This window comes from bacterium, assembly GCA_037143175.1.
GTDB lineage: Bacteria > Verrucomicrobiota > Kiritimatiellia > CAIKKV01 > CAITUY01 > JAABPW01.
Genome location: JBAWZF010000003.1, coordinates 11694 through 37242 on the forward strand (window position 1 = coordinate 11694; position 25549 = coordinate 37242).

Sequence of the window (25549 nt, forward strand, 5' to 3'; positions counted from 1 at the left end):
GAGACTATTATGAGCTTTTCAGAAATCTTTATCCGCCGTCCTGTCATGACGATTCTACTCACTACCCTGATGGTGGTGGGCGGTGTATGGGCCTATCTTCAACTACCTGTCAACAGTCTTCCTACCGTGGATTATCCCGTGATTCAGGTTACTGTTGCCTATCCGGGCGCCAGCCCTGCGACCATGGCGTCCACGGTGGCCACTCCTCTTGAAAACGAATTCACCCAGATCAGCGGCCTGGATTCCATGTATTCTGACAACAAACAGGGGCTCACGACCATCACCCTGTCATTCAGTTTGAATCGTAATGTGGACTTATTGGCCCCGGATGTTCAGGCGGCCATTACCCGGGCCACTCGCAACCTCCCCACCGATCTGCCCAGCCCGCCCACCTATCAGAAGTTCAACCCTTCCGATGCCCCCATCTATTATCTGCTCCTCTACTCGGATATTATGCCCCATGGCGAACTGTACGACTATGTCAACCACGTGGTCGCCCGGAAATTAAGCATGATTGACGGGGTCTCCAAGGTAGAGGCCTTCGGCGCCAAAAATGCCGTTCGCATTCAATTCGACCCTGACAAACTGGCCGCGTATAAAATCGGAGTCGATGAACTGGCGCTGGCACTTAAGGCCGGTACAGCCAATGTTCCGGGCGGCAGCCTGAATGGCGCCCAGCGCACCTTTGTGATTGAGCCGCAGGGTCAATTACGCACCGCCCGCGAATATGGTGAAATCATCATTACCACCCGCAACAATGCCCCTATCCGTGTTAAGGACGTGGCGCATTGCGTCGACAGCCTGGCCAACGATCTGGTGAATATTCGCTATGCCAGCGGCTCGGAACCCATCCACAGTCAATGCGTGGTGATGCGCCTCTCGCGTGTCAGTGGTGCCAATACCGTTGCCGTGGCAAACCGGGTGACTCTGGCGCTGGATGAAGCCCGCCGCGAACTTCCCTCCACCATTACCATGGTGACCATGTATAACGGTTCGGAACCCATCAAGGAATCCCTGCTTGATGTCCAGCTCACCGTGGGGATTTCCCTCCTCATGGTGGTCCTGGTTATCTTTTTCTTTTTGGGCCGCATCCGTGAAACGGTGATTCCCAGCATTGTTCTTCCGATTTCTCTGCTGGGCACCTTCCTCCTGATGCTGCCCTCCAACTTCAGCCTTGATATCCTGTCTCTGATGGGCATCATTCTGGCCGTCGGCTTTCTGGTGGATGACGCCATCGTGGTTCTGGAGAACACCGTGCGCCATCTGGAGGAAGGCAAGAAACCCATCCCTGCCGCCTTGCAAAGCATGAAGGAAATTTCTTTCACCGTCATTTCCACCAGTGCCGCCCTGATCATCGTCTTTATGCCTCTGGTATTTATGGGGGGCGCCGTCGGCCGGAACCTTCGCGAATTCGCGCTGACGGTTATTTTTGCCATCATCGTCTCAACGATCCTGGCATTGACGCTCTCTCCCATGATGTGTGCCCGCATTCTGCATCATGAAAAGGCACCCAATGCAGTGCAACGCAGCATCACCGCCTTCATCCAGGGCATGATCCGGCAATACGGCATAGCCCTTCATTTCCAACTTCGACACAAGTGGCTGGCACTGGTCGCCTGGGTCCTCTGCATTATCGGTGCCGGAATACTTTACTTCACCCTTCCGGGCGACTTTCTGCCGCCGGGCGACAGCAGTTTCATCTTCGGCGCTATGCTGATGCCCCAAGGGTCTTCCTCGGAACAGATGCAAGCCTATCAAACCAAGGTCATGGGCGTGTTACGCCAGGACCCTGCGGTAACCCGTATCGGCAGCGTCACCGGTATATTTCCGGGTGCTGACCAAAGCATGGGCTTTGTATTCATCCGCCTCAAGTCGCCACGCGAACGCGCTCCCATTGCTCAGATTTCCCAAAGCCTGATGATGAAGGCGATGATGATTCCGGATGGCCTCTGCGCCATGAAGGCGATGCCGGTTCTCAAAATCAGTTCCGGCGTCGACTCCACCGCCCAGGGCAGCGATTACGGTTTTCTCCTGAAGGGATTAGATCGGGATACGGTCTATAAAACGGCATTTCAGTTGGAGCAGGAAATCCGCAAAATCCCCTTCCTGGTCCCCTTCGCAACCCAGAACAGCGTCAAACTCAATATGCCCCGTTTGAATATCACCATTGACCGGACCCGAGCCTCGGCGCTGGGAATAACAGCCACTTCCATTGAACAGGCCCTGGCGATTTCTTTTGCTGGCGGCTATGCGACCCAGTTCACTACCGACCAGGATCAATATCAGGTCATCCCTGAAATTCAGAAATCCAATCAACGACTTCCTACCGATCTGGCGCTACTCTATCTGCGCTCTTCGTATGGTCCGCTGGTTCCCATGCAATCGATTATCAAGTGGTCAGAGGACGCGGGTCCTCAAAATGTTCCTCATGCCCAACAGCATGAAGCGGCCACCATTTCCTTCAGCCCCTTTCCGGGAATACCGCTGGGTATTGTTACGGCCGCCATTGAAGCCAAGGCTGCCGCCGTCCTTCCCCCCACCGTACAAGGAGCCTTCATCGGGGATGCCGTGGAATTCAAAAAGTCGATCGCCAGTCTCGGCATCCTGCTGTTGATTGCCATCTTTTTGAAATACATCGTGCTGGGAATGCTTTACGAAAGCTACATTCATCCTTTCACCATTCTCACCACCCTGCCGGTGGCGCTGTTCGGTGGCTTTCTGACGCTGTTCATATTTGGCAGCACCCTTTCACTGTATGCCTACATCGGGGTGTTCGTCTTGCTCGGACTCATCACAAAGAACGGCATTCTGATGATTGATTTCGCGTTGCAGAGAAGAGCGGAAGGGATGAACAGTTATGACGCCATTCACAATGCCTGCGTGGTCCGTTTCCGCCCGATCCTGATGACCGGCTTGTGCGCTATCCTGGGCGCGATGCCGATTGCCATGGGATTCGGAACGGATGCCTCCAGCCGGAAACCGCTGGGCCTGGTGATCGTCGGGGGGATGATCTTTGCCCAGGTGATCACCCTTTTTGTGACGCCGGGCATCTATCTCTATATGGAGAAGATTCAGGCCAAGTTCTTCAAGCCGCGGACGGATCTGGAGTAGTAGGGCTGCCGCTTGCGGCACGCCAGAAATTCGGCACGCCGCAAGCGGCGGCCCTACATCACCTATATGCAGGCAGTGCTGCCCGAGTCATGTCGGTTAATGGCGTCAGCCCTGCATCTCGCTGAGAAAGAATGGGAGCGGACACCGGCCAGGGAATATTCAGGCTGGGATCCGACCAGAGAATACCGTTTTCATCTTTCGGTGAATAATAGGCACTGCATTTATACACAAAGTCCGCTTCATCACTCATGACGCAAAACCCATGCGCAAAACCGGCCGGAATGAAAAACTGATGGTGATTCGCCGCTGACAAAACCGCACCCACCCACTTGCCAAAAGTGGGCGAACCGCGCCGAACGTCCACGGCCACATCAAAGATTTCACCACTCACCGCCCAAACCAACTTGTCCTGGGGATTAGGCAATTGGTAATGGAGTCCGCGCAATGTTCCTTTGGTGGAGTGCGACCAGTTGTCCTGCACAAATGACACCGTAATGCCAGCTGCACGGTATTTCTCGGCATGAAACGTTTCTTGGAAAAAACCACGCGAATCTCCAAATACATCCGGAATGACCAACTTGACCTCAGGGATCGCCTGGGGGATTACCTGCAGTGCCATAATTACTCTTCCTCCGCCATGCGAATCAGATACTGTCCATATTCATTCTTCACCATTTCCCGGCCCAATGCCTTGAGTTGCTCCCGGGAGATATACCCCATCGCAAAAGCAATCTCCTCGATACAGGCCATCTTGAACCCCTGTCGTATCTGGACCGTCTGGACAAAGCTGGCCGCCTGATACATCGAGTCATGGGTACCGGTGTCGAGCCAGGCAAAACCCCGCCCCAGGGAATGTACCCGTAATGTCCCCGCCTTTAAATAGGCCAGATTCAGATCGGTGATCTCCAATTCACCGCGGGGTGATGGCTTCAGCTTGGCCGCAATATCAAGCACTCCGTTGTCATAGAAGTAAAGACCGGGAATCGCGTATTTCGATTTTGGATGCTCGGGCTTCTCTTCCAGGGAGAGCGCTTTGCCATGTTCATCAAACTCAATCACGCCATAGCGCTCCGGGTCAGCCACGGGATAGGCGAAAATCAGAGCGCCTGCCTTCAACTGGCTGGCCTCTTTCAACACAGCCGAAAAATTATGTCCGTAGAAGATGTTATCGCCAAGGATCAGCGACACCGAATCACGCCCCACAAAGTCGCGACCAATAATAAAGGCCTGAGCAAGCCCTTCCGGCTTGGGCTGTTCGGCGTAACTGAGCTTAACACCCACTTGCGAGCCATCCCCTAATAAGTGGCGGAACAGGGGGAGATCGTGCGGCGTACTGATGATGAGAATATCCCGGATCCCCGCCAACATCAGAACGGAGAGGGGATAATAGATCATGGGCTTGTCGTAAATCGGCAGCAATTGCTTACTCACCGCCTTCGTCAGCGGAAACAGTCGCGTCCCCGAGCCACCCGCCAGAATTATTCCCTTCATAATCTTCCCTCCTTGTTTTACCTATTGCTGATTTTTCAGGATCTCGATGGCGTTGTCAAGGTAGCGGATGACTTCGGGCGGCATTCCCTTGACCCTTGCCGACTGGGTCCGGAGATTCCTGAATTTCCCCAGATAGGCAGCGATGGTTCCGGTGGGCTTCCCATCCTTCTGCCTGTAGGCGGCTACTTGACCTTGCCGCAGTTCTCCGGTTTGGGCTTTCTGCATCAGCTCTTCCAGCCCCTTCCGGTCCCCGGCGGCAAGATTCGTGCGCTTAAGTTGATCCTCCATCCAAATCATATCGCCAATATCGCTCAGATCCGGGATGAACCCCTTGGGTTTATCCTCAAGCCACTCGGGATGCGAACACTTGACCCAGTCATAGGCTTGCAAGTAACGGTAGAGCGTTGCCCGGCTGAGACTGAGTCGTTCCCGGGCGTATTCTTCCATGTCCGCATGCTTGAGTTCCGCATAAAGCTTCTTATCCCGTACCTGAACCAGAAGTTCGCCGATACGGAGAAAGGCAATTTGGGCGCTCTTGAGTTTTCCCTTCAGCAACCAGGTCACCTGCAACGCTTCCTGAACCGGCGTGGTCTCCGTTGCCGGCTTGGTTTTTGCCTTAATTGCCTTGGTCTTGCCCACCACTTTTTTACCAGTCATTTACGCCTCCACTTTCAAATAATAGCCTGAATTGAATCCTGATTATGCCCGGAAAATCCCCCTGCATCCCTACTCAACTCCTCGTAAGTCATCCCGAAAGCCGTCCGTCCCGGTCATGTGACGCATGATCAGGGTTTCGAGTCCTTTTTCGGTGGTGTCGGTCTTCATGGATTTATTAACCGCCGAAGGGCATCTAACTTCTCCCGCACTTCACCGTTCAGGTCGTTGGCCTCACAGAGCGACACCAGTTCATGCAGGCTCCCCTTCCTTGCCAGCATGCGTGTGCCGGTTTCCTTGGCCAGCCGACGATAGAACTCTTCGGCGAACAGGCTCAATTTTTTATTCTGTGTCTGCGCACGCCAGAGAGTTTTCCGGGTGGAGGCGTCCACCTTCTGATAGTTCGAGAAGTCGACGTCGCTACCATCAAACACCTGCTCAAGGATCAGTTCGTCCAAAAGTCGCTGCCGTGTTGAGGCAAACAGATCCTCCCCGGGCATGGTTTTGTTCGCCCAAGCCAGCAGAAGTTCCGGCGTAATGAAGTAGTTTTCCGGCTCATAGCGTTTCCACATGCGACTCTCAAGGGCGGCTTGGATACCTTCGCGGTGTTGCAGGCCATCGTTGTCACGGATTACCAACCCGCGCAAGTCCGGGATCATGCTGCGAAGTGCGTGGTAATGCTCGGCGGCATTCATGCCATAACCCCCTTCTACACGTTCCAGTTCTTCGTCCGAATTGCGTTCAGCGCCAGGGAAGTTATCTTGCAGGTAATACACATTCAGCCGGGCGCCATCGTCAAGCGCGGCCTTAACCGGATGTTCCAACTTTTCGGCAAAGGCGCGCAGCATGTCCACATCGGTACTCCCCTCGACGTAGAAAACATGGTTCGTCTCCCGTGCCTTGACATAGTGCTCGGCTCCAAAATGTTTCAATGCGTTCGTGATGTTCGTTTTCTTTGCCAGATTCTCCGCCTGACCACCCAGGATGAGCGTCAGGTTCGTCTCCAATGCCTCGCGCAATACCACCTCTGAATGGGTCACCATCACCACCTGGCAGCCATTCCGATGCGCGATGTCGCGCAGCAGCACATAGACCTGTTGTTGACGCAGGATTTCCAGATGCGCGTCCGGTTCATCCACTAGCAGCACACTGCGCTTGTGCGAATAGAGATGGGCAAAGATCAGTAGCATTTGCTGGAAGCCGCGCCCGGATAATGACAAGTCCAGTACGCCCCCGGTTCCACCCTGTTCATACCCCAGTTCCACCGCCCCGATTTCATTCTCCCGCGGTACCGTTAATCGCACCCGGAAGAGCCGTCGCATAAGTTCCGTGATTTCCAGCCAGTCCTTCGGCTCCGTCTGTTGCACCATCAGGCACAAATTTCGGACAACTTCCGCTGTGCGCCCCAAGCCGAGGTTGTAGTTGATCCGGTTCGGCTGGATCACGGCCTCATCGGCCGAAGTGCCCGACATCGGGTAGAGCAGCGAGACATCCAGCTTTGCCCCCGCCTCGATGGCGCCTTCATTGGCCAGCGTCTCGGAGGTCGGCTGGCAATACACAATCTCATCGCTGGCATGGTGTTTGAATGTCATCGTCACCGGCACAGGCTGCCCGCTCACATCCACCGCCACCGTGATACGCAGGTCGCTCCCTGATTTCAGGTCATGCCAGAAATGTTTCGTCTTTGGCACCGGCACCGAGAGGATGCCGAGCCGGTTCAGCGCCTTCCCTATCCTCTTTTCCGCCTTCGAGTTCTCCGACTCCATCCGCCAGGTCCGCAAGCCGATGGACCAGAGGGCGATGGCTTGTAAGGCGCTCGTCTTTCCGCAATTGTTCGGGCCAATGAGCACGGCAGGATGATCCAGTTCGATACGCTGGATATTCCCGTAGCGCTTAAAGTTCTCGATCTCGACGTAGTGCAACAGCTTCATGGATTGATCTTTCTCAGACTTTCACACGAACGTTTTCCGCTCAAATAAGAACCTGCTTGTCATGAACGACTTATAGCAGAAGACCACCAGCCGCTCAAATAAGATTCTGGGAGTCCGCCCTGTCTGACTTATCAGACTGCCTCTTCGCCATGCGCGCGGAGTCGCTACTATTTAATGGCCGGAGTAATAAAAGTCTCATGATGAGACTTTTTCACAACTCACTGATTTCACGCATGTTACAAAAAGCCTCGTTTGACGCGAAGAGCATTTTGTCGGGCAGGAGACTCATGTTACCCCGCCTTGAACATCTGCCCGAAGCGCTTGCCCATCAGGGCCGCAGCTACCAGAAGTCCGGCACCAAGCAGGGCCATGGCCCATACCCCAAGGGCGGCCGCCACATTCAGCCCGTTCTCCAGACTTTCAAGCAGGGCATAAATCGCCTTGGTAATCGGGTAGAAGTTTTCAGACTGCGCCAGAATCAGACTGTCGGACACCTCCAGCATGGAGAAGGAGAAACAGAGAATGGCGCCAGCCAGCAAATTTGCTGAAATCAAGGGGAGCGTGATACGCCAGACCACTCTGAACGGGGTCGCCCCGAGATTGGCCGCCGCCTCCTCATAGGTGGAACTGACCTGCTCCAGCCCGGCATGCGCCGCCCGGACCATGTAGGGCAGCCTGCGGATCGCATAACTCACCGACAACAGAATCATGGGATTCATGCGCGGATCCAACAGGGTGTTCGGGAACGAACCGGAAAAACAGCCCATATACCCGAACGCAATCACCAACCCCGGCACCGCCAGTGGCAACATCGCCAGGGCATCCAACCAGTCACTGCCCCATATCTTCTTACGCACACACAACCAGGCAATGCCGAACCCGAGCAACAGATCCAGCACCGTCGCAATCAGGGAAAAGGAAAGACTGTTGACCAAGGCCGTCCGCGTTAGCTCCGAATTAAGCGCCTGCCCAAAGAATTCGAGCGTGAATCCTTCCGGAAGTACCGTCAGGAACCAGCGATGACTCACCGACAACAACACGACACTGATTTGCGGCAGTACGGCTGCAAACAACACGCCCCCCACCAGCAAATAGAGCAGCAGGGACCCTCTGAAGGATAAGGGAACTTCACGCCGGGCCTGGCTTAATCGTCCCAATGTGGCCACTGAGCGATGTCGGGACAACAGGCGTTTGCTAATCCAGAATCCGAGAGCGGAAATGACCAGGACGAAGGTGACCATCGCATACCCTGAAGGGTTGGTTCCGATTTCGGCCACACTGTCATAAATCGCCACCGGCAGCACTCGCCGCAGTCCAAATACCAGAGGCGTTCCAAGCTCCGTGAAGGACCAGATGAACACCAGCGTCATTCCGGCAAACAGCCCCGGCATCGCCAGGGGCATCGTGACACGCCGGAATACCCGCATCGGGGATGCGCCCAGATTCAGGGCCGACTCTTCCAATGATGGGTCAATGTTGGCCAGGGCGGCAACGAGATTGAGAAAGAGAATCGGAAAGAGATGCAACGTCTCCAGAAGGACAATCCCGAATAGCGGGAAATGCCCCAGCCAGTCTACCGGTCCATCCACAATCCCGAGATTCATCAGCAACGTGCTCAGTGCCCCGGCACGTGAAAAAATAATCTTCATTCCCACGGCACTCACAAACGGCGGAAGAATCATGGGGAGCAATAGCAGCCCCGACCACAGGGCCTTTCCGGGAAAGGAACGCCTCGCAAATACCCAGGCCATCGGCAGGGCAACCCCGACACAACAAAGGGTCACACAGGTGGCTATGAGAAAACTCATCAGCCCCGCCTGAAGCTGAACGGAATTGGTGAACAGCCCGGCCACATAAATCAGCGTGAAGCCCCGGTCATCCCAAAACGAGCGCCCGAACACATGCGCCATCGGCCAAACCAGAAAGATTCCCAGTGCGGCCACAATGAGCGTGACAGAAATTGGTGTGCCTAATCGAATTTTCATGGGGCTAGCAAAACGACATTTTCCGGCGTCACCGCCCACCAACGGGTGTCACCTTTCTTAAACCCAAGACAGCGCTGAGTTAACACCGTCGCTTTCAATGGTACCCCGGCCGCCTCCAAGGACACCGTCACCGTGGCACCATTCACTCTCACGCCCGTGATCTCGGCTTGGAACGCATTCACGCTGGCATCCGGTCCTTCCACACACTGGATATTTTCAGGACGTACCATACAGCACCAGGAGCCGGAGGCAACCGGAGGCGCCTTATCCTCACTCTGCCAGGCCCATTGCCCCAGTTTGGTTTTCACCTGCGCCCCATTCACCACGCCATCGATGAAGTTCGCTTCTCCCAGGAAATCCGCACAAAAAACGTTGGGGGGACGGGCATAAAGTTCGAGCGGCGTTCCGATCGCACTCACCTTCCCTGAATGGATTACCGCCATACGATCCGCCAGCGCCAGCGCATCTGCCTGATCATGGGTGACATAAATAAAAGTTATATCCGTGTCGCGCCTGAGGGTTTCAATTTCATGCCGCATTTCAACCCGCAACTTGGCATCAAGATTTGAGAGGGGTTCATCCAGGAGAATGACCGCCGGATTGAGCACCAGGGCACGCGCCAGAACCACCCGCTGCTGCTGTCCGCCGGAGAGCTGCCCCGGCATCCGCTCCCCCAATCCCGCCAGTCCGACCCGCTTCAATACATCTTCAGTGCGGCTCCTGATTTCCAGCTTCGCCACACGGCGCTCCACCAAGCCGAAAGCCACATTATCATGAACGTTTAAATGAGGCCAAAGCGCATAGTTCTGGAATACCATCGGGGCCCCTCGCTCGTGGGCCGGGAGCTCTGCAACATCCCTTCCATTAAAGAACACTTTCCCGGTATCGGGGGTCTCCAGCCCGGCTAAAATCCGGAGGAGGGTTGTTTTGCCGCAGCCCGAGGGACCCAGCAGAAAAAACATCTCACCGGCGGGAATGGACATTGAAATATCATCCAGCGCCGTCACCGTACCGAACCGTTTGACAACGTGGCTTACCTCAATGGCGGGGGAACTGGCTTCATTCATTTTTGATCTGCTCCAACAAGTTTCGTACGCGCGACTCCAAGGCGAAAAGGGCTACCTCAGGATCAAGATCCTGAATATCCGCCACCTGCCAATACTGGATCCGATTAACCCACTCCGGAAAGCATTGCTCAATCATGGGGCGATGCTCCCATTCATCAATGGCAATCACGAGCGAAGCCTCCGCAAAATCCGACTCCTGAATCTGGATGGGAAGTCGAATCGCATCGCCGGGGTTGATCTTACGGGCCCGCAGCCCCTTCAATGCATGAGGGGAAATGCTACCCATGTCCCCTGAAATCCGCTCCGTGCTCAATCCTCGCGACACCGCTCGGGTTTTGACGTCGTACGCAGGTGCCAGAGCATTGAAAAGCATTTCGGCAAACCGGCTCCGATAAAAGTTTCCGGTACAAACGAATAATACGATGTCAGTCATGTCGACTCATTTCAATATCACCGGTTCATCAGGCAATTCGTTCGTTGAAACTCCAAGGGAGGGATATTCTTTAACGAGAATTTCGCTTACAGACTGGATGCCCTCCAAAATGCCCTTTTCAAAACCTCCGGCGGCAAAGCAGTGTTCCATGTGACGACAGATCGGTTCCCAGCCCTCTGAGCCCACCTTTTTGTCAACTCCGCGGTCCGCCACAATTTCAACATGCCGGTCGGCAAGTAACAGGTAAATCAGGACGCCATTGTTCTCGGAGGTATCCCATACATGTAACTTTGAAAAAACTTCCAGCGCCCGCTCCAGCCCGCGCCCCACTTCGATGCGCAAGGTCCGATCATTCTTGGCGACCAACAATATGGCTCCGTCATTGACTCCCTGTCGTCCGATCTTCCACGCGTCCGCAACACGAATACCAAATTGCTCTATGGTTTCTTCGCCTGTGGAGGGAATAATCAATACGACCACCTGTGAGCCTTTGGTGGATTCGAACTGTTGGAGAACCCCCTCCAATTGTTGACATTGGCCAGCGTTCAAGGTCCCCGTCAAATCCGTGACACGGCTTTTTAAGACAGGCACCGGTACCGGTGCAGCCATAACCGTGGCCCCCACAACCAGCAGGGCTAAAAGCGTAACAACATGCTGCCGAAACAGGTGATTCACTTGAAGTCAACCGAGGGAGGCTTGGCCAGATCTTTTTCGTTTTCGACAGTAAATGTCGGCTTAACCGTGTAGCCAAACAGTTTGGCGGTGAGATTTGAAGGGAAGGATCGCACCGTGACGTTGTAGTTTTTGACGGCTTCAATATAACGGTTACGGGCCACAGCAATCCGGTTTTCAGTCCCTTCCAACTGCGCCTGCAGATCGCGAAAGACGCCATCCGCCTTGAGTTGCGGGTAATTTTCGGCCACAGCCAACAATCGACCCAGACTGCTTGAAAGCTCTCGTTGAGCGGCCACAAATTTGGCAAATGCCTCCTCGTTGTTAATCAACTCCGGAGTGGCTTGGATCGCCCCCACTTTCGCCCGGGCATCCGCGACCTTGGTGAGGATTTCCTTTTCATGGGCGGCATAGCCTTTGACCACGTTAACCAGATTGGGCACGAGATCGGCGCGACGCTGGTATTGGTTGAGCACTTCCGCCCAGTCAGCCTTGATCTGTTCATCCGAAGATTGGATGCGATTGTATCCACAACCGCTCAGGCCTAAACACAACGCCGCCAGCATGACCCATATGATCCCTGTTTTCATCGAATATCCTTTCACTGCCAAATTCGTTCTCCATGGTTTACGTTATATGCTGATGCAAACAAAGCAGAATCATTTCATGGACTGGGGAGCAACCCATTTGCCGGTCGCAGCCCCCTTGTACATGGCTTCCATGACGGCGGGTTGTTAGGCGGCTTCGCGAACAGAAACCACCCGGGAACTCGTGTTACCACTGATCGCATCGAGCCAACTCCCAAAGCCCGCAGGCAGAGCGGCAGGAAGTTGATCATACGGCTGATCATCCTTATTGACCACTGCCGCCCCCAGGTCGGCGGCCCGCTTCTGCGAACGGGCGGGATTCGGATCCCAGACCTTGGTCACCTTGAGGTCGGAGCGATTCAAGATCGCCTTTACAAAACCAGGGGTATGAATGTGCGCACAACCAACGATTCCGATATTTTTCACGTTTTCTCCTTCATCTAATTTGATTAGTAATCCAACCCGAGCGAAGCTAAAAGTGCCTCGTCAAGCAATTGCATCTTTCTCGAGGAAAGCGCGCCAACATATTGAGACAAACGCGCTTTTGGGAGGCTGACCAACTCGTCACAGTGAATACTGCTTTCGTGCTTCAGTCCTTCATCAATGCCAACAACGACCTGTGTGGAGAGTCCGTCGTGGGCAGAGTAGACGGGAGCGCAAATGACTGTGGAAAATTTGGAATCAACAAGTACTTGCCGGCTAACCAGGACAAAAACCCTGGAGTGCTTGGGGTCCTGCGAACCTGGATGAAGAACCCTGAAGAGTTCTCCACGCCTCACAGCGCCACCTGAAAGTCCAGAACATCTTCTGCCTCACGATTGAGAGAACTGGCCTTACGATTAATGATTTCAAGATCCCGACTATCCTTCTCCTTGCGAGCAAGTTGCGTCAGGTAGTTTTTTGCAGCGCATTCCAGAAAATCCGACCGGCTCTTGAATTCGCCCAAGTTACGATCAATGGCCACTAGGATGCCGCCTGATAGTGTGATGGATGTCTTGACTTTCATACCACAATAATATTCTAATTCATTTTCCCGTCAATAAAATACCAGTAGAAATTCCGGGAAAACGCATCTAAAACTTAAGCAAACCAGGAATTTTTGACATAATTCACATAATGTTCAGAATGGTGAGAGAAACAGTTGAGTCTCTTCATGAGGAAATACTTGCAGAATCTCAGCTTCAGCACAGATCTCCGCCTCAATCCCTGAAGAGGCAAACAGTAGGTCGAGCATCAGGCCGGAAGGCTGTTCCCCTGGTAACGCCAGACGTGCGGTGGCCAAGCGATGCGTCGCATCCTGTTCAACTGTCGCAAGAACACGAAACCCTGCCGTATGCAAGCTGTGAATGAGTGCTTCAGCTGCGCGATCATCTGAAACGGAAACAGCCAGATCCAAATCACGCGTAAACCGCGGTTCCGTCCGGACGGAAACGGCTAATCCACCCACCAAGGCCCATGCTTCATGCTGGTGATTGAACAATGCGGCAATTTGCTGTAACAGAGATTCCAGATGATTCATTGCCCCCACTCTCGAATTCGAACCTTGCCAGCAGTATCTCCGGGGATCGGATCCTCCGTACGGTGCAACCACGCGGACAACAGCTGATCAATCTGTGTTTCATTCGCAACAGGATTGCGTCGTCGCAGGTTCTGGCGCATCAACTCAATGCCCACATCCATCAAAACCGCCGTGGTAGCGGCATTCTTAAGGTATGTATCAACATTAATCACAACAGAAATTTAGCACATCACCCCATGTTGCTCAACCCGAATGTACCTGATAAAAGACCACAATACCCTGTCCCATTTACCATCGCATGAAGCCGCTCCTTGTGTTTCCACCTCTCTTCTGGCACCTTCTCACCCATGAAAAGTGATCTTACTATTTCCCCTCTGCACTCTGCCGGGCACTGGCTGGCATGGGGCGCCTTTGCAGCCATAGTGTCGGCCTACATTTTATGTCAGGTGCGCGGTTTCTCTCCCGGCTTTGCCGAAACGGATCCGGACGCCTATCTCTTTCTGGCCAAGCGCATGGCCCAGGGACAGCCTCTATTCGTCAACACCACCGACCCGTTTCAATATCAGCATCATATGTGGGTGGAGGCCGCCCCGGGACAGGTCACCAGTAAGTATCCACCCGGCTATTCGGCGCTCATGGCCATTGCTTACCGGCTTGCCGGTGACCGGGGCATGTTTATGGTGAGTCCCATCATGGGAGGGCTGGCCCTGATCGGGGCCGGACTTCTATTCCGCCTGTGGCTCAAGCCGTTCAGTGCGGTCATGGCCTTATTAACCCTGGTGCTGCTACCGGAATATTCATTTTATTGTGCCTATCTGCTGTCTCACGCGACCAGTATTTGTCTGACCACTTGGGGAATGTATTTCCTGTGGCGATGGATGGCACAACCGAAACTCAGCTGGGGATTGGCCGCCGGGGCGGCTCTTGGGGCCACTGTGTCCGTGCGGCCCACCGATGCATTGTTCGTTCTGCCAATGGTCGTAGTGGCCGCCGCCGGACTTTGGAAAGGGTACCGCGCAGGCCGGATACCCTGGCTCGGAGTCACGGCAATGATGAGCGCCTGGGGGGTATTCGTCGGGCTGCTGGCCTTTTACAATTACACTCAGTTCGGCGGACTGACAGTGACAGGCTACGCCCTCTCCGGCGAGCAGGGAGGCTTTTCCCTGGACTATTTTATAAATCACTTCGGGCGTCTCACCGTATTGTTACCCCGTAATTTTCTGCCGGTCTTCTTCCCTCTCAGTTTGGTAGGCCTGTTGTTGTGGGGTCCACCCGTGGATCGCGCTGTGAGGTTGCTTTGGTTCTTTTCCATATTCATCACCTACACCAGTTACTACTGGGTGACTGAAAATTGGGCATGGCTGCGTTTCCTTATGAGCACGTTGCCGGTGTGCATCGGTTCTGCCTACGCGATGGTCGATCAGTTTCCAGCTTCACGAGCGGTACGCACAGGAACCATCCTGGTATTGGTAAGTCTGTTCAGCTCCCTGAACTTCGCGGGCTTGCAGCATCAAGTGCAAGGGAAACCCATCGGACAGAATCCCCAGGCGCTGGCACAAGCGGCAGAGCAGCTGGCAATCCATATTCCCTCAAATGCGGTCATCTTCTCACAAGCACCCATGTGCTATTCCATGGGACAGCGCGCGGCCTACACCCTCTATGAACTGGAGGCCTTCAATCAAAAGCAGGGCTTAGACCGTTTCAAGACAACCAATGCTCAAAGAGCGGAGACAGAGCCCAGACGTCAGCCTGAACGCACACAGCGAATGCGAACATTCTATGAAAAGACCCCGGACACAGAACTGCAAAACAGCAAGCGCAAGATTGTTGATACCAACCTGAAGGCGGGCCGGGCCCTCGTTTTCTTCATTCCTGTCCGCCAATACGAGACAGAGAAACAGTTACTGGGCGAGAACTACCAGTGGCAAACTTTGGCAGAATGGGATGTTGATTGGGAATGGTCCGGGCACCAACAGACCCTGAAATGGGGGATTTACTTGATCGAATTTAAAGTAACGCTACACACTTTTGACATTCCCGCTATCTTTTGATAGCTATGCACGCTCCAAAACGAAAGACAAAGGAAGCTATGCAGGCATTTACATATCAATCCGGGAAGTTGTTCGCCGAGGGGGTATCCGTTGAGGAGCTGGCGCGTCGCTATGGCACCCCGCTTTATGTCTACAGCCAAACGCATCTCAAAGAACGCTATCAGGCCATTGCCTCAGCCATGGCTGAAGTCAAGCCGCTGATCTGCTATTCCGTCAAGGCCAACAGCAATGCCGCCATCATCAAGACCCTCGCCGAAGAAGGCGCCGGGTTTGATATCGTTTCCGGCGGGGAGCTATTCCGCGTCCTGCGGGCGGGCGCCAAGGCCAACACCATTGTTTTTGCCGGGGTTGGCAAAACCCGCGAGGAAATTGAATACGCCCTGACTGAGCAGATCGCCTTTTTCACCTGCGAGTCTGAACCTGAAGCCCTCCGCATCTCCGAATGCGCCAAACGGCTCGGCGTCACGGGCCGAATCGCCTTCCGCGTCAACCCGGATGTGGACCCCAAAACCCACAAGTACATCAGCACCGGCAAGAAGGAAAATAAGTTCGGCCTCGATTTCGAGCGCACGATGCAGGCCTATGCAATGGCCGCCACCTTGCCCAACATTGAAATCGCCGGCCTGCATATGCATATCGGCTCGCAACTTCTGGATGCCGCCCCGTTCGGCGAAGCACTGGCCAAGGTGGCCGACTTCTGCCGTCAGCTCAAAGTCAAATATCCGACGTTCAAACATCTGGATATCGGGGGCGGGCTGGGGATCAATTACAAACCTGATCAACAGGCATTGGATCCCCGGATCTTCGCCTCCATCATGTTACCCACCCTGAAGGAGCTGGGCCTGCAAGTGGTCATGGAGCCCGGCCGCAGTATCGTCGGTAATGCCGGCATTCTGGTGTCACGCGTTCAATATGTGAAGAAAAGCCACTTCAAGACCTTTATCGTCGTGGATGCCGGCATGAATGATCTGATCCGGCCCTCACTCTATCAGGCCTATCACGAAATCATCCCTGTTAATGCTACTGACAAAACGGTGATGGGCGATCTCGTGGGCCCCATCTGCGAGTCTGGTGACTTTCTGGCGCAGGACCGGGAACTGCCGGATGTAAAAGAACGTGATCTGGTGGTCGCCTTGAGTGCCGGGGCCTATGGCTTCTCCATGTCCTCGAATTATAACAGCCGCCCGCGTGCTGCCGAAATCATGGTGGACGGAAACAAGGCCACTCAAATCCGTCAACGCGAGACCTGGGAAGATCTGGTTCGCGGGGAAGCTCTGAAGTAATATTTTATTGGCGATTCGCACAGGGATGATCTATCGTCCTTGTATCACGCAAATGGAGACCGTCATGTTTACAGGTGCTTATACAGCTATTGTCACGCCGTTCAATAAGGACGGGAGTGTGGATTATGGAAAACTGCAGAATCTGATTGCCATGCAAATCGCCAGCGGCATCGATGGCATCGTTCCTGTTGGTACCACCGGGGAATCCCCCACCGTTGACGTTGAGGAGCATGAGAAGATTATTGAAGTCACCCTTGCCGCCTGCCGCGGAAAAATCAAAGTCATTGCCGGCACTGGCGCCAATTCTACTGCCGAGGCGCTTGAGCTGACCCGCCATGCGCTGAACGTCGGTGCTGATGGCACACTTCAGGTGACGCCCTATTACAACAAGCCAAACCAGGAGGGCTTGTATCGTCACTTTTCTGCTGTGGCGGATCTGGGTCTCCCTGTGGTGCTCTATAACGTCCCCGGCCGGTCAGCCCGGGAAATTGAAGTGGCCACCATTGCCCGTCTTGCCAAGCACCCGAAAATTGTTTGCGTGAAGGAAGCCGGCGGTAGCGTAGATCGTGTCAGCCAGATTCTCAGCGCCTGTAACATTACGGTGTTGTCCGGCGACGACTCCCTGACACTCCCGATGATGATCTTAGGCGCCAAGGGAGTGATCAGCGTGGCTTCCAACATTGCCCCAAAACCTGTTGCCGATCTGGTACATGCCGCCGCGGCTGGCCGTTGGGATGAGGCCCGCGCCTTGCATATGAAATACTACCGGCTCTTCACCGATCTGTTTGTTGATACCAATCCCATCCCGATCAAGGCCGCCATGGCCATGGCCGGTATGATTGAAGAGACTTATCGCCTGCCCCTCTGCGAGACCAGCGAAGCCAATAAGAAAAAATTGGCCGAATGCCTGAAACTGGTGGGGCTGGCGTAAGGAAAACGTTATTTGTTAATTGTTATCAGAAATTCTCCAATAACCAATAACTAGCAACCGGCTGATTTTCATTTCAGCGCCTCTACAACAGCCGCCCCAAATCCACTTGCGGATTGCGGGCCATCGGCCGTTATGAGTGAACCATCACACACCACCGGTTGATTCTGGAGCAACGCACCGGCTTTACCAAGGGCCGGCTTGATGGATGCAAAGCCGGTTACTTTTTTCCCCTTCAAAACCCCTGCATTCGCCAGTGTTTCGGGCGCAATACAAATGGCCCCAAGCACTTTCTTGTAAAAGACGGCGTCCTGTGCCAACCGATGGGCAATCGGGTTGTTGAAATATTCTTGCGCCCCGGAACCACCAATAAAGACAACGGCATCAAAATTTGTTACAGCCACGTCACCGACAAGACGATTTACATCGACTACTTTTCCCAACATCCCTCTCGCCTTACCCTCATGTGAACTGGCGACAACTACTTCAGCCCCCGCTTCTGTTAGCGCCGAATACGGGGTGAAAAATTCTTCATCACGGAAATCACGGTAGGCAATGATCATCACAACCTTTTTCCCTGCCAGTATCTTCACGTCAGGCTCCTTTCCGAAACCTCCCCCTGCCACCATAAGCACCGACACACCCATCAACCCCAACTGCCAGAGTTTCATTGAGCGTCCTCCTAATACTACTATCAGTAACTTATTAAAATCAGGGATTTTGACAATCAGGGAATCCCTGATTCATTCGAATAACCATTAACCCCAATGCTCCCCGCGAGCATCCCACAAGCAGCATGAATATCCTGTCCTCCGCTATACCGGCGAGCTACCGGCATTTTGAGATGCAATCGCAGAGCGTCCCGAAAGCCAGCCAGTTCATGCGGAGAAGGCGGAAGGAATCGGCCGGTGGCGTCATTCACATCGATCAAATCGAGTGTAAGTGGCAAACCCCGGGTAAACTCGGCCAACTGTATCGCGTCTTCCGGCCGGGTATTGAAGCCCGCAATCATCGTCCAGGCCAGCGTGACCCTGAGTCCTGTGGCAAGATGATATTCACGAACGGCCACTATCAGCTCAGGCAGCGGATAGAGCACCTCGACGGGCATCAGTTCGCGCCGCCGTCCGGGATCCGCACTGGTCAGCGACACCACCAAACGGAATGGCAACCGGTCAGCCGTGAAACGTCGGATCCCCGGCACGACCCCGGCGGTGGAAATGCTGATCGCCTTCCCCGAAATCGCCATGCCACAGGGCTCCGAGAGGATCCGGGCCGCCCGGATGACGGCCTCGTAATTGAGGAGTGGCTCGCCCATCCCCATAAACACCACTCCACGAACCGGATGTTCGGAATCGGCCTGAATACGGATTACCTGATCAACAATTTCCCAGGCAGCCAGATTTCGCTTAAACCCCTGTTGACCCGTCGCACAAAATGAGCAGCCCATGGCACAACCTGCCTGGGAACTCACGCAGACGATATATTTTGGGTCATCGGGGCGATGGAGGATCGGAATGCGAACCGCTTCAAATGACTCGGGACCATCTCCCTCAAACAGGTATTTCGAGAACCCATCCTGAGGCGAGACCACCTTACTGCGCGTAATCAAGCGGGGCAATCTCACCTCTGCCCTGACCCGGTCCAGTAGTTTGGGCGAAACCGCATGGAGTCGTTCCGGGATTTCGTCACGTCGCACCGCCGCCGCCTGGAGCTGCCGCGCCAAATGAAGCGACACCCCCCATGGCGCCAATGCAGCGTGCAACTCCACAGCCGTCAGATCTTTAAGGAGAATCGGCATGGTCATGTCGGCGAGACTAGCGCCAAGTCACAATCTCAGCAAGAGAAAGGCGCGGGGAAGGCCGTTGCGGGAGGGCAGCAGGCCAGCCCACGGTGATCAGGGCTTGGGGCATAATGTCCGAGGGCCAGCCTACAATCCGGCGCACCTCTTTGGGACGGATCCAGCCGATCCAGCAGGTGCCCAGCCCCAGTTCGGTCGCCTGCAAAATGGCATGTTCGCCCGCTATCCCCAGATCAAGCAGGGGGTACTCCACTTTCGAGAGTAGCGGCGCCATCCGATGCGTGATCAGGGACTTCTTCATGCCCAATACCAGAATGACTGGCGCGTTTGCCGCCCACGTCATTCCCAAGCCAGGGAGAGTCCCTTCGTCCAACAATTGGGTACGGAGCGCCGGCTCCGTGGCTACGGTAAACCGCCACGGCTGCCGATTGCAGGCGGAAGGTGCTACCCGCGCCGCCTCAAGAATCTGCTCCACTGCCGCATGGGGCACCGGGTCAGGCCGGTAGGCCCGGCAACTGAACCGGCTGGCAACAATCTCTGCAAAGGTCTTCACACTTTTAACGCTCAACTGATATCCGCTAACGCAACCTCACTAATGGAGGAACGAACGAGATCCGCCTGGGCCAGCAGACTCGCAGGGAAGGTAGAAGCCACTGCCACACAGCGCATCCCGGCTGCTTTTGCAGCGGTAATCCCGTTGACCGCATCTTCAACTACCGTGCATTTCGCCGGAATCACCCCAAGCCGCTTGGCCGCCATCAGAAAGATTGCGGGGTCGGGTTTCCGCTTCTCGACATCTTCCGCCGTCACAATGGCCTGCCAGGTATCGGGCGGCAGTCCAATCTTGTTCAGGTTGGCCTCGATCTTGATGCGATCAGCACTAGAGGCAACCGCACAGGGAATCCCAGCCGCCCGGCATTTTCGAATCAGCTCAACCGCGCCCGGAAACGCTTCCAGTTGCTTGGGCACCATGGCCAGATAGATCTCATAGGTGCGTTCCTTAGCCACCTCAATGTCCATTGTCACACCGTATTTTTCCGCCACGCCCCCAAGATATCGATTTTCACCCGTCCCAACAAACGGATGGAAGTCCTCAGGTTGTACCGTCACACCCTTTTCCCGGAACATCTCCATCGCCGCCGCACAAATCAGTGGCTCGGAGTCAGTCAGTACCCCGTCCATATCGAATATTACTGCTCTCATGAAACAAAAATTCCTTTCAGCTCTTATACGCCAATACCTTTGCAAATCCAATCCCATCCTTATTTCATCCAGCAATTCGCATTATGGATTATGTTCGTAGGGCCGCCGCTTGTCGGCTGGCCGAAAGACTGTATAAACGCAAATATTAACGGCCAGCCGGCAAGCGGCGGCCCTACAATGAAGACCCTGCTACTGGAGGCGTTGTCATAATTACAATTGCTGTCTTTCATCTTGAAGAGAATGCGGATTTTATGACAGATTCAGGCCTCATGAAACAGCAGCCGGCCAATTCCGCCGTAGTCCCAAAATCAAAATTGGAAAACGACTTTTATGACTGGTGGTCGCGTCATGCGGATGTCCTCAGGGTGAAGGATGCCGTCGATCCGGAGATTGTGTTGATTGGGGATTCTATTACCCATTTATGGGGGGGGTGAGCCCCTGGCCAACCCGAATGAGACTGGTTATCAAATCTGGGCCGACACCTTGCGTCCTATGCTGACAACCTGATGAATAATCACCCTGCCAGATGACGACCGGCCGCTTGAGCCTGACGTATCGCCTTCTCCGATGGAGGCGACTTTTCCTGTTGCGCAGCGAGACCAGCAAAAATGGTCTTGATAGGTTTGGCGCCCATGGTCTCTACCGTTAATTTCAGGGCTCGCGGGGCGCCTGTGAAAAAATGGCCCATTATGGCGGGCATCGCCGTCGCTGTAATCAGAACGGCGGCTTTGTCTTTTTTCTTGCTCCTCATCACGGGACTGGGCTGACCCCAGGGCCAGTAAGCGAAGCCAATCAGTCTCTCCATAAACTTACGGGTAACTGCCGTCACATTATAGAAGTTTACGGGAGAGCCAATGATAAGTCCGTCACATTTCTCCCATTCTTTCAAAATGGCTTCCATATCATCATCATGAATACATTTTCCCCGTTCCGGCCCGGGCTCCTGCATACAATGTCGGCAGTTCGTGCAAAACTCAATCTGCGCATCTGTCAGGTAAATCTTTTTCGTCACAGCACCTGAGGCTTCAGCACTCAACAGGGCTTCTGTCACCAACCGATCAATAATTCCGTTTTTCCGGTAGCTTCCAACGATCCCAAGTATTGTTTTGGCCATCACACCCTCCTTTGTTTTCAGTGATCTTCTATCTTTGAAAGAAATGAGGGAGAAACCAGCCACATAAGACGGCCGTTTCCCTCTTTGATCTGCCCCTCGAATTCAATACAACAGATCCCGGATTTCTTGAGGGCCATCCCCTCCGCCTCCACCTGCAAAGTGAGTAAAGATCCAAGCATGGCCAGATCTGGCATATGGCCAACGAGCATGATTGAATCGTCGGTACAGGTCTTCAGCCACCGCAAGATTCTCGCCGGATCCGCCCCTGCCCTCAAGTGTTCCAACGTTGAGACCTGCACATGCGGTTCAAGAATCTCACTGGCAATTTCAGCCGTCTCCCGTGCCCGGACGAGCGGACTCGTCCATATCTGCTGCAGCTTACACACCTTACGCAATCTGCGGAGGACGGTCGCGGTACATTCCCGCCCCTCCTTTGTAAGCATCCGCTCCTCATCAGTACACACGCCCTGTTCACCGACGCTGACAGCACTTCCATGCCGCAAAAGATAGATTTTCATATTCCCGTCCCTTCTTGCTTTGCTGCCTGCAATTCCGCCAGAACGCGCTGCCTGAAATGCGAAGCCATAAGCTTCCTCCAGGCCTTAGTAAACTTAGTTCGCGCTTCGTGTTTCCGGCGGGTCACCATCTTGCAAAGATCTTCGGGCGGCCTTTCCATGTCATTCAATATCCGTAACTGGACTTCCGCATCATGCCGTTCACCAAGCGCAGTGGATACGTGCTTTAGATGGTGGGTCAGTTTGTGAACAGACCTGCCTAACATGGGCTCAGCGAATTCCGATAGGTATCTGAGGCGCCGGCAACGGCGACGCAGGGTATGGACCTTCTCCCCCTTTGCGTCAACAAGTGACACTCCGGCCCGACAAAGGCGCTCATACGCCCGATGCAACTTTCCCGCCAGAAAAGGGCGGGCAGACCGATCGCAGCGTAGCCGCTGACAACATTTTCGAGTTACCCTGAAAGGCGCCCCCTTCAAGACCTGATCAAGGGTCTGGACTTGTTCTAGACAGGCTGTCTCCGCCTCCTTCACACATTGATGCAATTCCGCGGGAAGTGGCGCTTTTCTCCGCCCCACGGTTCGCGCCAACCAACCATGCCAAACCTGGGCGTCCCGGATCGGGCTCAATTGATGGCTCAACCATTGAAACCGCCGCCGGAGCCGCTTCACCACCGTATGCGGCATCAGATCGCCAAAGACGCGTAAAGCGACACGGAAACGCCGGATCGCCACCCGCAGGTCATGGACGGCTTTAACACTGTGTATCCGGGCAGCGCGCTCAGCATTAGCCTCCATCAATAGTAATTGCGCATTCAGGATTCGTCGGGCCGTGGCCTCGACAGAATCTGAGCGGCTTTTATTCACGTTGGTCTGCATGGTGTTTCCCTTGAATTGCATAACCACTACCGGCAAGTTACAACCGTAGTTTTTTCAGGTGTCTCTGTCAATCGTGGGCGGGCCAGTTTTTACCCCCAAAAGCCCTAACCATTTTCTAACCTGCCGCTCATCTTCTTCTTACACGGGTTTTGTTTAATGGCCGCCATGAACAGACAACTAACAATAAGGAGAAACAAGGATATGAAGAAAGTGATGGCGGGATTAGTTTTGATGGCAGGTGTGAGCGGGACGTGCCTGGCGGCGGAAAGCAATGCGCCCGCGGCGACTCCGGCTCCAGCCTCGAAAACCTGGGCGGACTCTATCACCCTCAAGGGCGACTTCCGGTACCGGTACGAGACGATCAACGACGATGCCAAGAAAAATGCGGACAAGGAAACCTATACACGTCAACGCGACCGGGTTCGCGCCAGGCTCGCGGCTGAAGCCAAGGTAAACGATAAAACCAAGGCGGTGATCGGCCTTTCAACTGGGGGGAATGACCCCATTTCAGGCAACCAGACCCTCGGTGACGGCGGACAGAAAAAGGATATGAAGCTGGATATGGCTTATATTGACTATAGCTTCCTGGGTGATGCGACCACGACTGAGGCGCACGCTTACGCTGGCAAAATGAAGAATCCCTTCATCACCATGAATGACGACCTGATCTGGGATGGCGACCTGTCTCCCGAAGGATTGGCGTTCAAAGGCCAGACCGGTAATGACGTGGTTACGGCCTACGGTAACGCCGGGTATATCTGGATTCAGGAACGCGATAGCAAGGATGCGGCTCAACTGTTGGCCGGTCAGGGCGCATTGAAATTCCAGTTCATTCCCGAAGTGGCCCTGACGGTGGGTGCCAGCTACTACGGCTTCCAGAACATGCAGGGATATGACGTGATTGACTGGGAAGGCAAGAACAACAGCTATGGTAACAGCACCAAAAAAGGAACGGTCAGCGGAACGACCACCAACAAGGCATGGGCGACGGAATTCACCCCTGTGGTGTACTTCGCCTCACTTGATATGTGGGTCGCCGGCGTCCCGGTCTCGATCTTCGCCCAGGAGCTCTCCAACACCGATGCCGACACCCTCGATCAAGGCCATCTGTATGGTGTTTCAGTGGGTAAGGCCAAGCGGATTGGCACTTTTGAAGCTGGCTACAGCTATACCGAACTTGAAAAGGATGCCACGCTGGGAATGTGGACGGATTCCGATCGTTGGGGCGGCGGTACCGACGGCAAGGGCCACAAGGTCTATGCCAAGTACCAGGTCATGAAGAACCTCCAGTTGGGTGCGGCTTATTTCAAGGATGATAAAGGAATCGCCAAAGGCGGAACGGATTATGACCGCATGCAGTTGGATCTGGTGGCGGCGTTTTGAGGTGTAAGACGTGAGACGTAAGATGTGAGACGCGAAGGAAAAATACATGAAAAAGATTAATAAAGTGATGACGATGATGGCGGTGGTGGGAATGGGTCTCGGGGCGGCGATGGCCGGAGACGCTAATTCGATTGTGGTGGACGGCTCAACTACAGTTGGACCGGTGGCAAAGGCGTTTGCCGAGTACTACATGGGCAAACATCAGGGGGTGAACATTACAGTGAGCGAATCCGGTAGCGGGAATGGGGCCAAGAGCCTGATTAACGCAGCCTGTGACGTTGCCACGATGTCACGCCCCATGAAAAACTCGGAGAAAAAGGCCGCACAGGAAGCCGGCGTGCTCGCGATTGAGAATGTCGTGGCGCTGGACGGTCTGGCGGTCATCGTACATCCCTCGAACTCTCGCGGCAATCTCACCATTGAGCAAATCAGGGATATCTACACGGGAAAGATCACCAACTGGAAAGAGCTTGGCGGAAAGGATCAGAAGATCGTGGTCATCAGCCGTGACACCAACAGCGGCACCTACGAAAGCTTCAACACCCTGGTGCTGATGGATGCCAAACTGATGGGGGGAGCGGAATATGTTGGCAGCGGTGGCGCCATTCGCCAGCGCGTTCTGAGCACCGAAGCAGCCATCGGCTATGTCGGGCTTGCCTTCACGGAGGGGGTTAAGACGTTGCAGGTCAACGGCATCACCCCTACACCCGAAACGGTGATCGCAAAAACGTATCCGATTGCCCGCCCGCTGTACATGTACACGAACGGTCGGCCGAAAGAGGGAACAGCCCTGTATGACTTCGTGAACCTGTGCAAGACCGAAGAAGGCAGGCGGATCATCGAAGATACCGGTTATGTTCCGGTGAAGTAGTTTCTCCGGAAGGCGAAGGTTATTGGTTATTCGTTACGAGTTATTGGGACTTACCCTATAGCAAATACCGAATAA

Annotated in this window: 28 protein-coding genes; 7 read left to right on the forward strand and 21 right to left on the reverse strand. The window is 54.4% G+C overall.

Translation table 11 applies throughout. The features are described from left to right. The first annotated feature begins 9 nt into the window (after positions 1-9). Positions 10-3111, forward strand: coding sequence for an efflux RND transporter permease subunit (locus WCI03_01785; GenBank protein ID MEI8138579.1), 3102 nt, complete (start codon positions 10-12; stop codon positions 3109-3111). A 58-nt stretch (positions 3112-3169) separates the two neighbouring features. Here WCI03_01785 and rfbC read toward each other — a convergent pair whose 3' ends face one another. From rfbC to WCI03_01855, 14 genes are all read right to left on the reverse strand, one after another. Continuing rightward, positions 3170-3724 carry a dTDP-4-dehydrorhamnose 3,5-epimerase gene (gene rfbC / locus WCI03_01790; GenBank protein MEI8138580.1) on the reverse strand — a complete coding sequence of 185 codons (555 nt, stop codon included), beginning with the start codon at positions 3722-3724 and terminating at the stop codon, positions 3170-3172. An 8-nt stretch (positions 3725-3732) separates the two neighbouring features. Then, the gene (rfbA, locus tag WCI03_01795) at positions 3733-4602 is read right to left on the reverse strand and encodes a glucose-1-phosphate thymidylyltransferase RfbA (GenBank protein ID MEI8138581.1); all 870 of its coding nucleotides are present in this window, start codon (positions 4600-4602) and stop codon (positions 3733-3735) included. A gap of 21 nt (positions 4603-4623) precedes the next feature. After that, complete coding sequence (locus WCI03_01800; protein ID MEI8138582.1) at positions 4624-5259, reverse strand: hypothetical protein; 636 nt, start codon at positions 5257-5259, stop codon at positions 4624-4626. 164 nt (positions 5260-5423) lie between these two features. After that, positions 5424-7187, reverse strand: coding sequence for an AAA family ATPase (locus WCI03_01805; protein ID MEI8138583.1), 1764 nt, complete (start codon positions 7185-7187; stop codon positions 5424-5426). Positions 7188-7477: 290 nt separating this feature from the next. Further along, the gene (locus tag WCI03_01810) at positions 7478-9172 is read right to left on the reverse strand and encodes an iron ABC transporter permease (protein MEI8138584.1); all 1695 of its coding nucleotides are present in this window, start codon (positions 9170-9172) and stop codon (positions 7478-7480) included. After that, a complete protein-coding gene (locus WCI03_01815) occupies positions 9169-10239 on the reverse strand; it encodes an ABC transporter ATP-binding protein (GenBank protein ID MEI8138585.1) in 1071 nt (356 codons plus the stop codon). The genes WCI03_01810 and WCI03_01815 overlap by 4 nt, the downstream gene beginning before the upstream one ends. Next, positions 10232-10672 carry a low molecular weight phosphatase family protein gene (locus WCI03_01820; protein MEI8138586.1) on the reverse strand — a complete coding sequence of 147 codons (441 nt, stop codon included), beginning with the start codon at positions 10670-10672 and terminating at the stop codon, positions 10232-10234. Before WCI03_01820 ends, WCI03_01815 begins: the two co-directional genes overlap by 8 nt. A 6-nt stretch (positions 10673-10678) precedes the next feature. Further along, a complete protein-coding gene (locus WCI03_01825; GenBank protein MEI8138587.1) occupies positions 10679-11347 on the reverse strand; it encodes a TPM domain-containing protein in 669 nt (222 codons plus the stop codon). Further along, a complete protein-coding gene (locus tag WCI03_01830; GenBank protein ID MEI8138588.1) occupies positions 11344-11934 on the reverse strand; it encodes a LemA family protein in 591 nt (196 codons plus the stop codon). The genes WCI03_01825 and WCI03_01830 overlap by 4 nt, the downstream gene beginning before the upstream one ends. Before the next feature lie 144 nt (positions 11935-12078). Beyond that, on the reverse strand, positions 12079-12357 hold the full coding sequence (locus tag WCI03_01835) for a Gfo/Idh/MocA family oxidoreductase (GenBank protein MEI8138589.1): 279 nt from the start codon (positions 12355-12357) through the stop codon (positions 12079-12081). A gap of 23 nt (positions 12358-12380) precedes the next feature. Next, positions 12381-12710 (reverse strand): type II toxin-antitoxin system PemK/MazF family toxin, encoded by a 330-nt coding sequence (locus WCI03_01840; GenBank protein MEI8138590.1) that lies wholly within the window; start codon positions 12708-12710, stop codon positions 12381-12383. Beyond that, positions 12707-12937: a hypothetical protein gene (locus tag WCI03_01845; GenBank protein MEI8138591.1), complete on the reverse strand. Its 231-nt coding sequence runs from the start codon at positions 12935-12937 to the stop codon at positions 12707-12709. Before WCI03_01845 ends, WCI03_01840 begins: the two co-directional genes overlap by 4 nt. Before the next feature lie 114 nt (positions 12938-13051). Continuing rightward, positions 13052-13450 carry a nucleotidyl transferase AbiEii/AbiGii toxin family protein gene (locus tag WCI03_01850; GenBank protein ID MEI8138592.1) on the reverse strand — a complete coding sequence of 133 codons (399 nt, stop codon included), beginning with the start codon at positions 13448-13450 and terminating at the stop codon, positions 13052-13054. Further along, a complete protein-coding gene (locus tag WCI03_01855) occupies positions 13447-13662 on the reverse strand; it encodes a hypothetical protein (protein MEI8138593.1) in 216 nt (71 codons plus the stop codon). Before WCI03_01855 ends, WCI03_01850 begins: the two co-directional genes overlap by 4 nt. A gap of 135 nt (positions 13663-13797) precedes the next feature. Between WCI03_01855 and WCI03_01860 the strand changes: the two genes are divergently transcribed. The 3 genes from WCI03_01860 to dapA all read left to right on the forward strand — a co-directional run bounded on the left by WCI03_01860 (position 13798) and on the right by dapA (position 17715). After that, positions 13798-15501: a glycosyltransferase family 39 protein gene (locus WCI03_01860; protein ID MEI8138594.1), complete on the forward strand. Its 1704-nt coding sequence runs from the start codon at positions 13798-13800 to the stop codon at positions 15499-15501. 38 nt (positions 15502-15539) lie between these two features. After that, the gene (gene lysA, locus WCI03_01865; protein MEI8138595.1) at positions 15540-16784 is read left to right on the forward strand and encodes a diaminopimelate decarboxylase; all 1245 of its coding nucleotides are present in this window, start codon (positions 15540-15542) and stop codon (positions 16782-16784) included. Positions 16785-16848: 64 nt separating this feature from the next. Then, positions 16849-17715 (forward strand): 4-hydroxy-tetrahydrodipicolinate synthase, encoded by an 867-nt coding sequence (gene dapA, locus WCI03_01870; GenBank protein MEI8138596.1) that lies wholly within the window; start codon positions 16849-16851, stop codon positions 17713-17715. A 68-nt stretch (positions 17716-17783) separates the two neighbouring features. Here the strand turns inward: dapA and WCI03_01875 are convergent, their stop codons facing one another. Genes WCI03_01875 through WCI03_01890 form a run of 4 tightly spaced genes read right to left on the reverse strand, consistent with a single transcriptional unit; the run spans position 17784 to position 20713 of the window. Then, on the reverse strand, positions 17784-18383 hold the full coding sequence (locus WCI03_01875; GenBank protein MEI8138597.1) for a DJ-1/PfpI family protein: 600 nt from the start codon (positions 18381-18383) through the stop codon (positions 17784-17786). 56 nt (positions 18384-18439) lie between these two features. Continuing rightward, positions 18440-19504 (reverse strand): radical SAM protein, encoded by a 1065-nt coding sequence (locus tag WCI03_01880; protein MEI8138598.1) that lies wholly within the window; start codon positions 19502-19504, stop codon positions 18440-18442. Positions 19505-19526: 22 nt separating this feature from the next. After that, positions 19527-20078, reverse strand: a complete 552-nt coding sequence (locus WCI03_01885) for a nitroreductase family protein (protein MEI8138599.1) — start codon at positions 20076-20078, stop codon at positions 19527-19529. Further along, positions 20075-20713, reverse strand: coding sequence for an HAD-IA family hydrolase (locus WCI03_01890; GenBank protein ID MEI8138600.1), 639 nt, complete (start codon positions 20711-20713; stop codon positions 20075-20077). Before WCI03_01890 ends, WCI03_01885 begins: the two co-directional genes overlap by 4 nt. Positions 20714-20982: 269 nt before the next feature. Between WCI03_01890 and WCI03_01895 the strand changes: the two genes are divergently transcribed. Further along, complete coding sequence (locus WCI03_01895) at positions 20983-21147, forward strand: hypothetical protein (protein ID MEI8138601.1); 165 nt, start codon at positions 20983-20985, stop codon at positions 21145-21147. Positions 21148-21227: 80 nt separating this feature from the next. Here WCI03_01895 and WCI03_01900 read toward each other — a convergent pair whose 3' ends face one another. From WCI03_01900 to WCI03_01910, 3 genes are read right to left on the reverse strand one after another with little or no spacing between them, the layout of a single operon-like run. After that, positions 21228-21827, reverse strand: coding sequence for a flavodoxin family protein (locus WCI03_01900; GenBank protein ID MEI8138602.1), 600 nt, complete (start codon positions 21825-21827; stop codon positions 21228-21230). Between the two features lie 17 nt (positions 21828-21844). Continuing rightward, positions 21845-22345, reverse strand: coding sequence for a phosphohistidine phosphatase SixA (sixA, locus tag WCI03_01905; protein MEI8138603.1), 501 nt, complete (start codon positions 22343-22345; stop codon positions 21845-21847). Further along, complete coding sequence (locus WCI03_01910; protein MEI8138604.1) at positions 22342-23220, reverse strand: CHAD domain-containing protein; 879 nt, start codon at positions 23218-23220, stop codon at positions 22342-22344. Before WCI03_01910 ends, sixA begins: the two co-directional genes overlap by 4 nt. 201 nt (positions 23221-23421) lie before the next feature. Here WCI03_01910 and WCI03_01915 point away from each other — a divergent pair, with 201 nt between their 5' ends. Further along, positions 23422-24603 (forward strand): putative porin, encoded by a 1182-nt coding sequence (locus WCI03_01915; protein ID MEI8138605.1) that lies wholly within the window; start codon positions 23422-23424, stop codon positions 24601-24603. A 46-nt stretch (positions 24604-24649) separates the two neighbouring features. Next, positions 24650-25474: a phosphate ABC transporter substrate-binding protein gene (locus WCI03_01920; protein MEI8138606.1), complete on the forward strand. Its 825-nt coding sequence runs from the start codon at positions 24650-24652 to the stop codon at positions 25472-25474. Positions 25475-25549 lie beyond the last annotated feature (75 nt).

Excerpts from the sequence above, each read along its gene's own strand:
- WCI03_01785 (MEI8138579.1), top strand. The coding sequence starts at position 10 with ATGAGCTTTTCAGAAATCTTTATCCGCCGTCCTGTCATGACGATTCTA.
- rfbA (MEI8138581.1), bottom strand. The coding sequence starts at position 4,602 with ATGAAGGGAATAATTCTGGCGGGTGGCTCGGGGACGCGACTGTTTCCG.
- WCI03_01800 (MEI8138582.1), bottom strand. The coding sequence starts at position 5,259 with ATGACTGGTAAAAAAGTGGTGGGCAAGACCAAGGCAATTAAGGCAAAA.
- WCI03_01805 (MEI8138583.1), bottom strand. The coding sequence starts at position 7,187 with ATGAAGCTGTTGCACTACGTCGAGATCGAGAACTTTAAGCGCTACGGG.
- WCI03_01810 (MEI8138584.1), bottom strand. The coding sequence starts at position 9,172 with ATGAAAATTCGATTAGGCACACCAATTTCTGTCACGCTCATTGTGGCC.
- WCI03_01815 (MEI8138585.1), bottom strand. The coding sequence starts at position 10,239 with ATGAATGAAGCCAGTTCCCCCGCCATTGAGGTAAGCCACGTTGTCAAA.
- WCI03_01820 (MEI8138586.1), bottom strand. The coding sequence starts at position 10,672 with ATGACTGACATCGTATTATTCGTTTGTACCGGAAACTTTTATCGGAGC.
- WCI03_01830 (MEI8138588.1), bottom strand. The coding sequence starts at position 11,934 with ATGAAAACAGGGATCATATGGGTCATGCTGGCGGCGTTGTGTTTAGGC.
- WCI03_01845 (MEI8138591.1), bottom strand. The coding sequence starts at position 12,937 with ATGAAAGTCAAGACATCCATCACACTATCAGGCGGCATCCTAGTGGCC.
- WCI03_01850 (MEI8138592.1), bottom strand. The coding sequence starts at position 13,450 with ATGAATCATCTGGAATCTCTGTTACAGCAAATTGCCGCATTGTTCAAT.
- WCI03_01860 (MEI8138594.1), top strand. The coding sequence starts at position 13,798 with ATGAAAAGTGATCTTACTATTTCCCCTCTGCACTCTGCCGGGCACTGG.
- lysA (MEI8138595.1), top strand. The coding sequence starts at position 15,540 with ATGCAGGCATTTACATATCAATCCGGGAAGTTGTTCGCCGAGGGGGTA.
- dapA (MEI8138596.1), top strand. The coding sequence starts at position 16,849 with ATGTTTACAGGTGCTTATACAGCTATTGTCACGCCGTTCAATAAGGAC.
- WCI03_01875 (MEI8138597.1), bottom strand. The coding sequence starts at position 18,383 with ATGAAACTCTGGCAGTTGGGGTTGATGGGTGTGTCGGTGCTTATGGTG.
- WCI03_01890 (MEI8138600.1), bottom strand. The coding sequence starts at position 20,713 with ATGAGAGCAGTAATATTCGATATGGACGGGGTACTGACTGACTCCGAG.
- WCI03_01895 (MEI8138601.1), top strand. The coding sequence starts at position 20,983 with ATGAAACAGCAGCCGGCCAATTCCGCCGTAGTCCCAAAATCAAAATTG.
- WCI03_01900 (MEI8138602.1), bottom strand. The coding sequence starts at position 21,827 with ATGGCCAAAACAATACTTGGGATCGTTGGAAGCTACCGGAAAAACGGA.
- sixA (MEI8138603.1), bottom strand. The coding sequence starts at position 22,345 with ATGAAAATCTATCTTTTGCGGCATGGAAGTGCTGTCAGCGTCGGTGAA.
- WCI03_01910 (MEI8138604.1), bottom strand. The coding sequence starts at position 23,220 with ATGCAGACCAACGTGAATAAAAGCCGCTCAGATTCTGTCGAGGCCACG.
- WCI03_01915 (MEI8138605.1), top strand. The coding sequence starts at position 23,422 with ATGAAGAAAGTGATGGCGGGATTAGTTTTGATGGCAGGTGTGAGCGGG.
- WCI03_01920 (MEI8138606.1), top strand. The coding sequence starts at position 24,650 with ATGAAAAAGATTAATAAAGTGATGACGATGATGGCGGTGGTGGGAATG.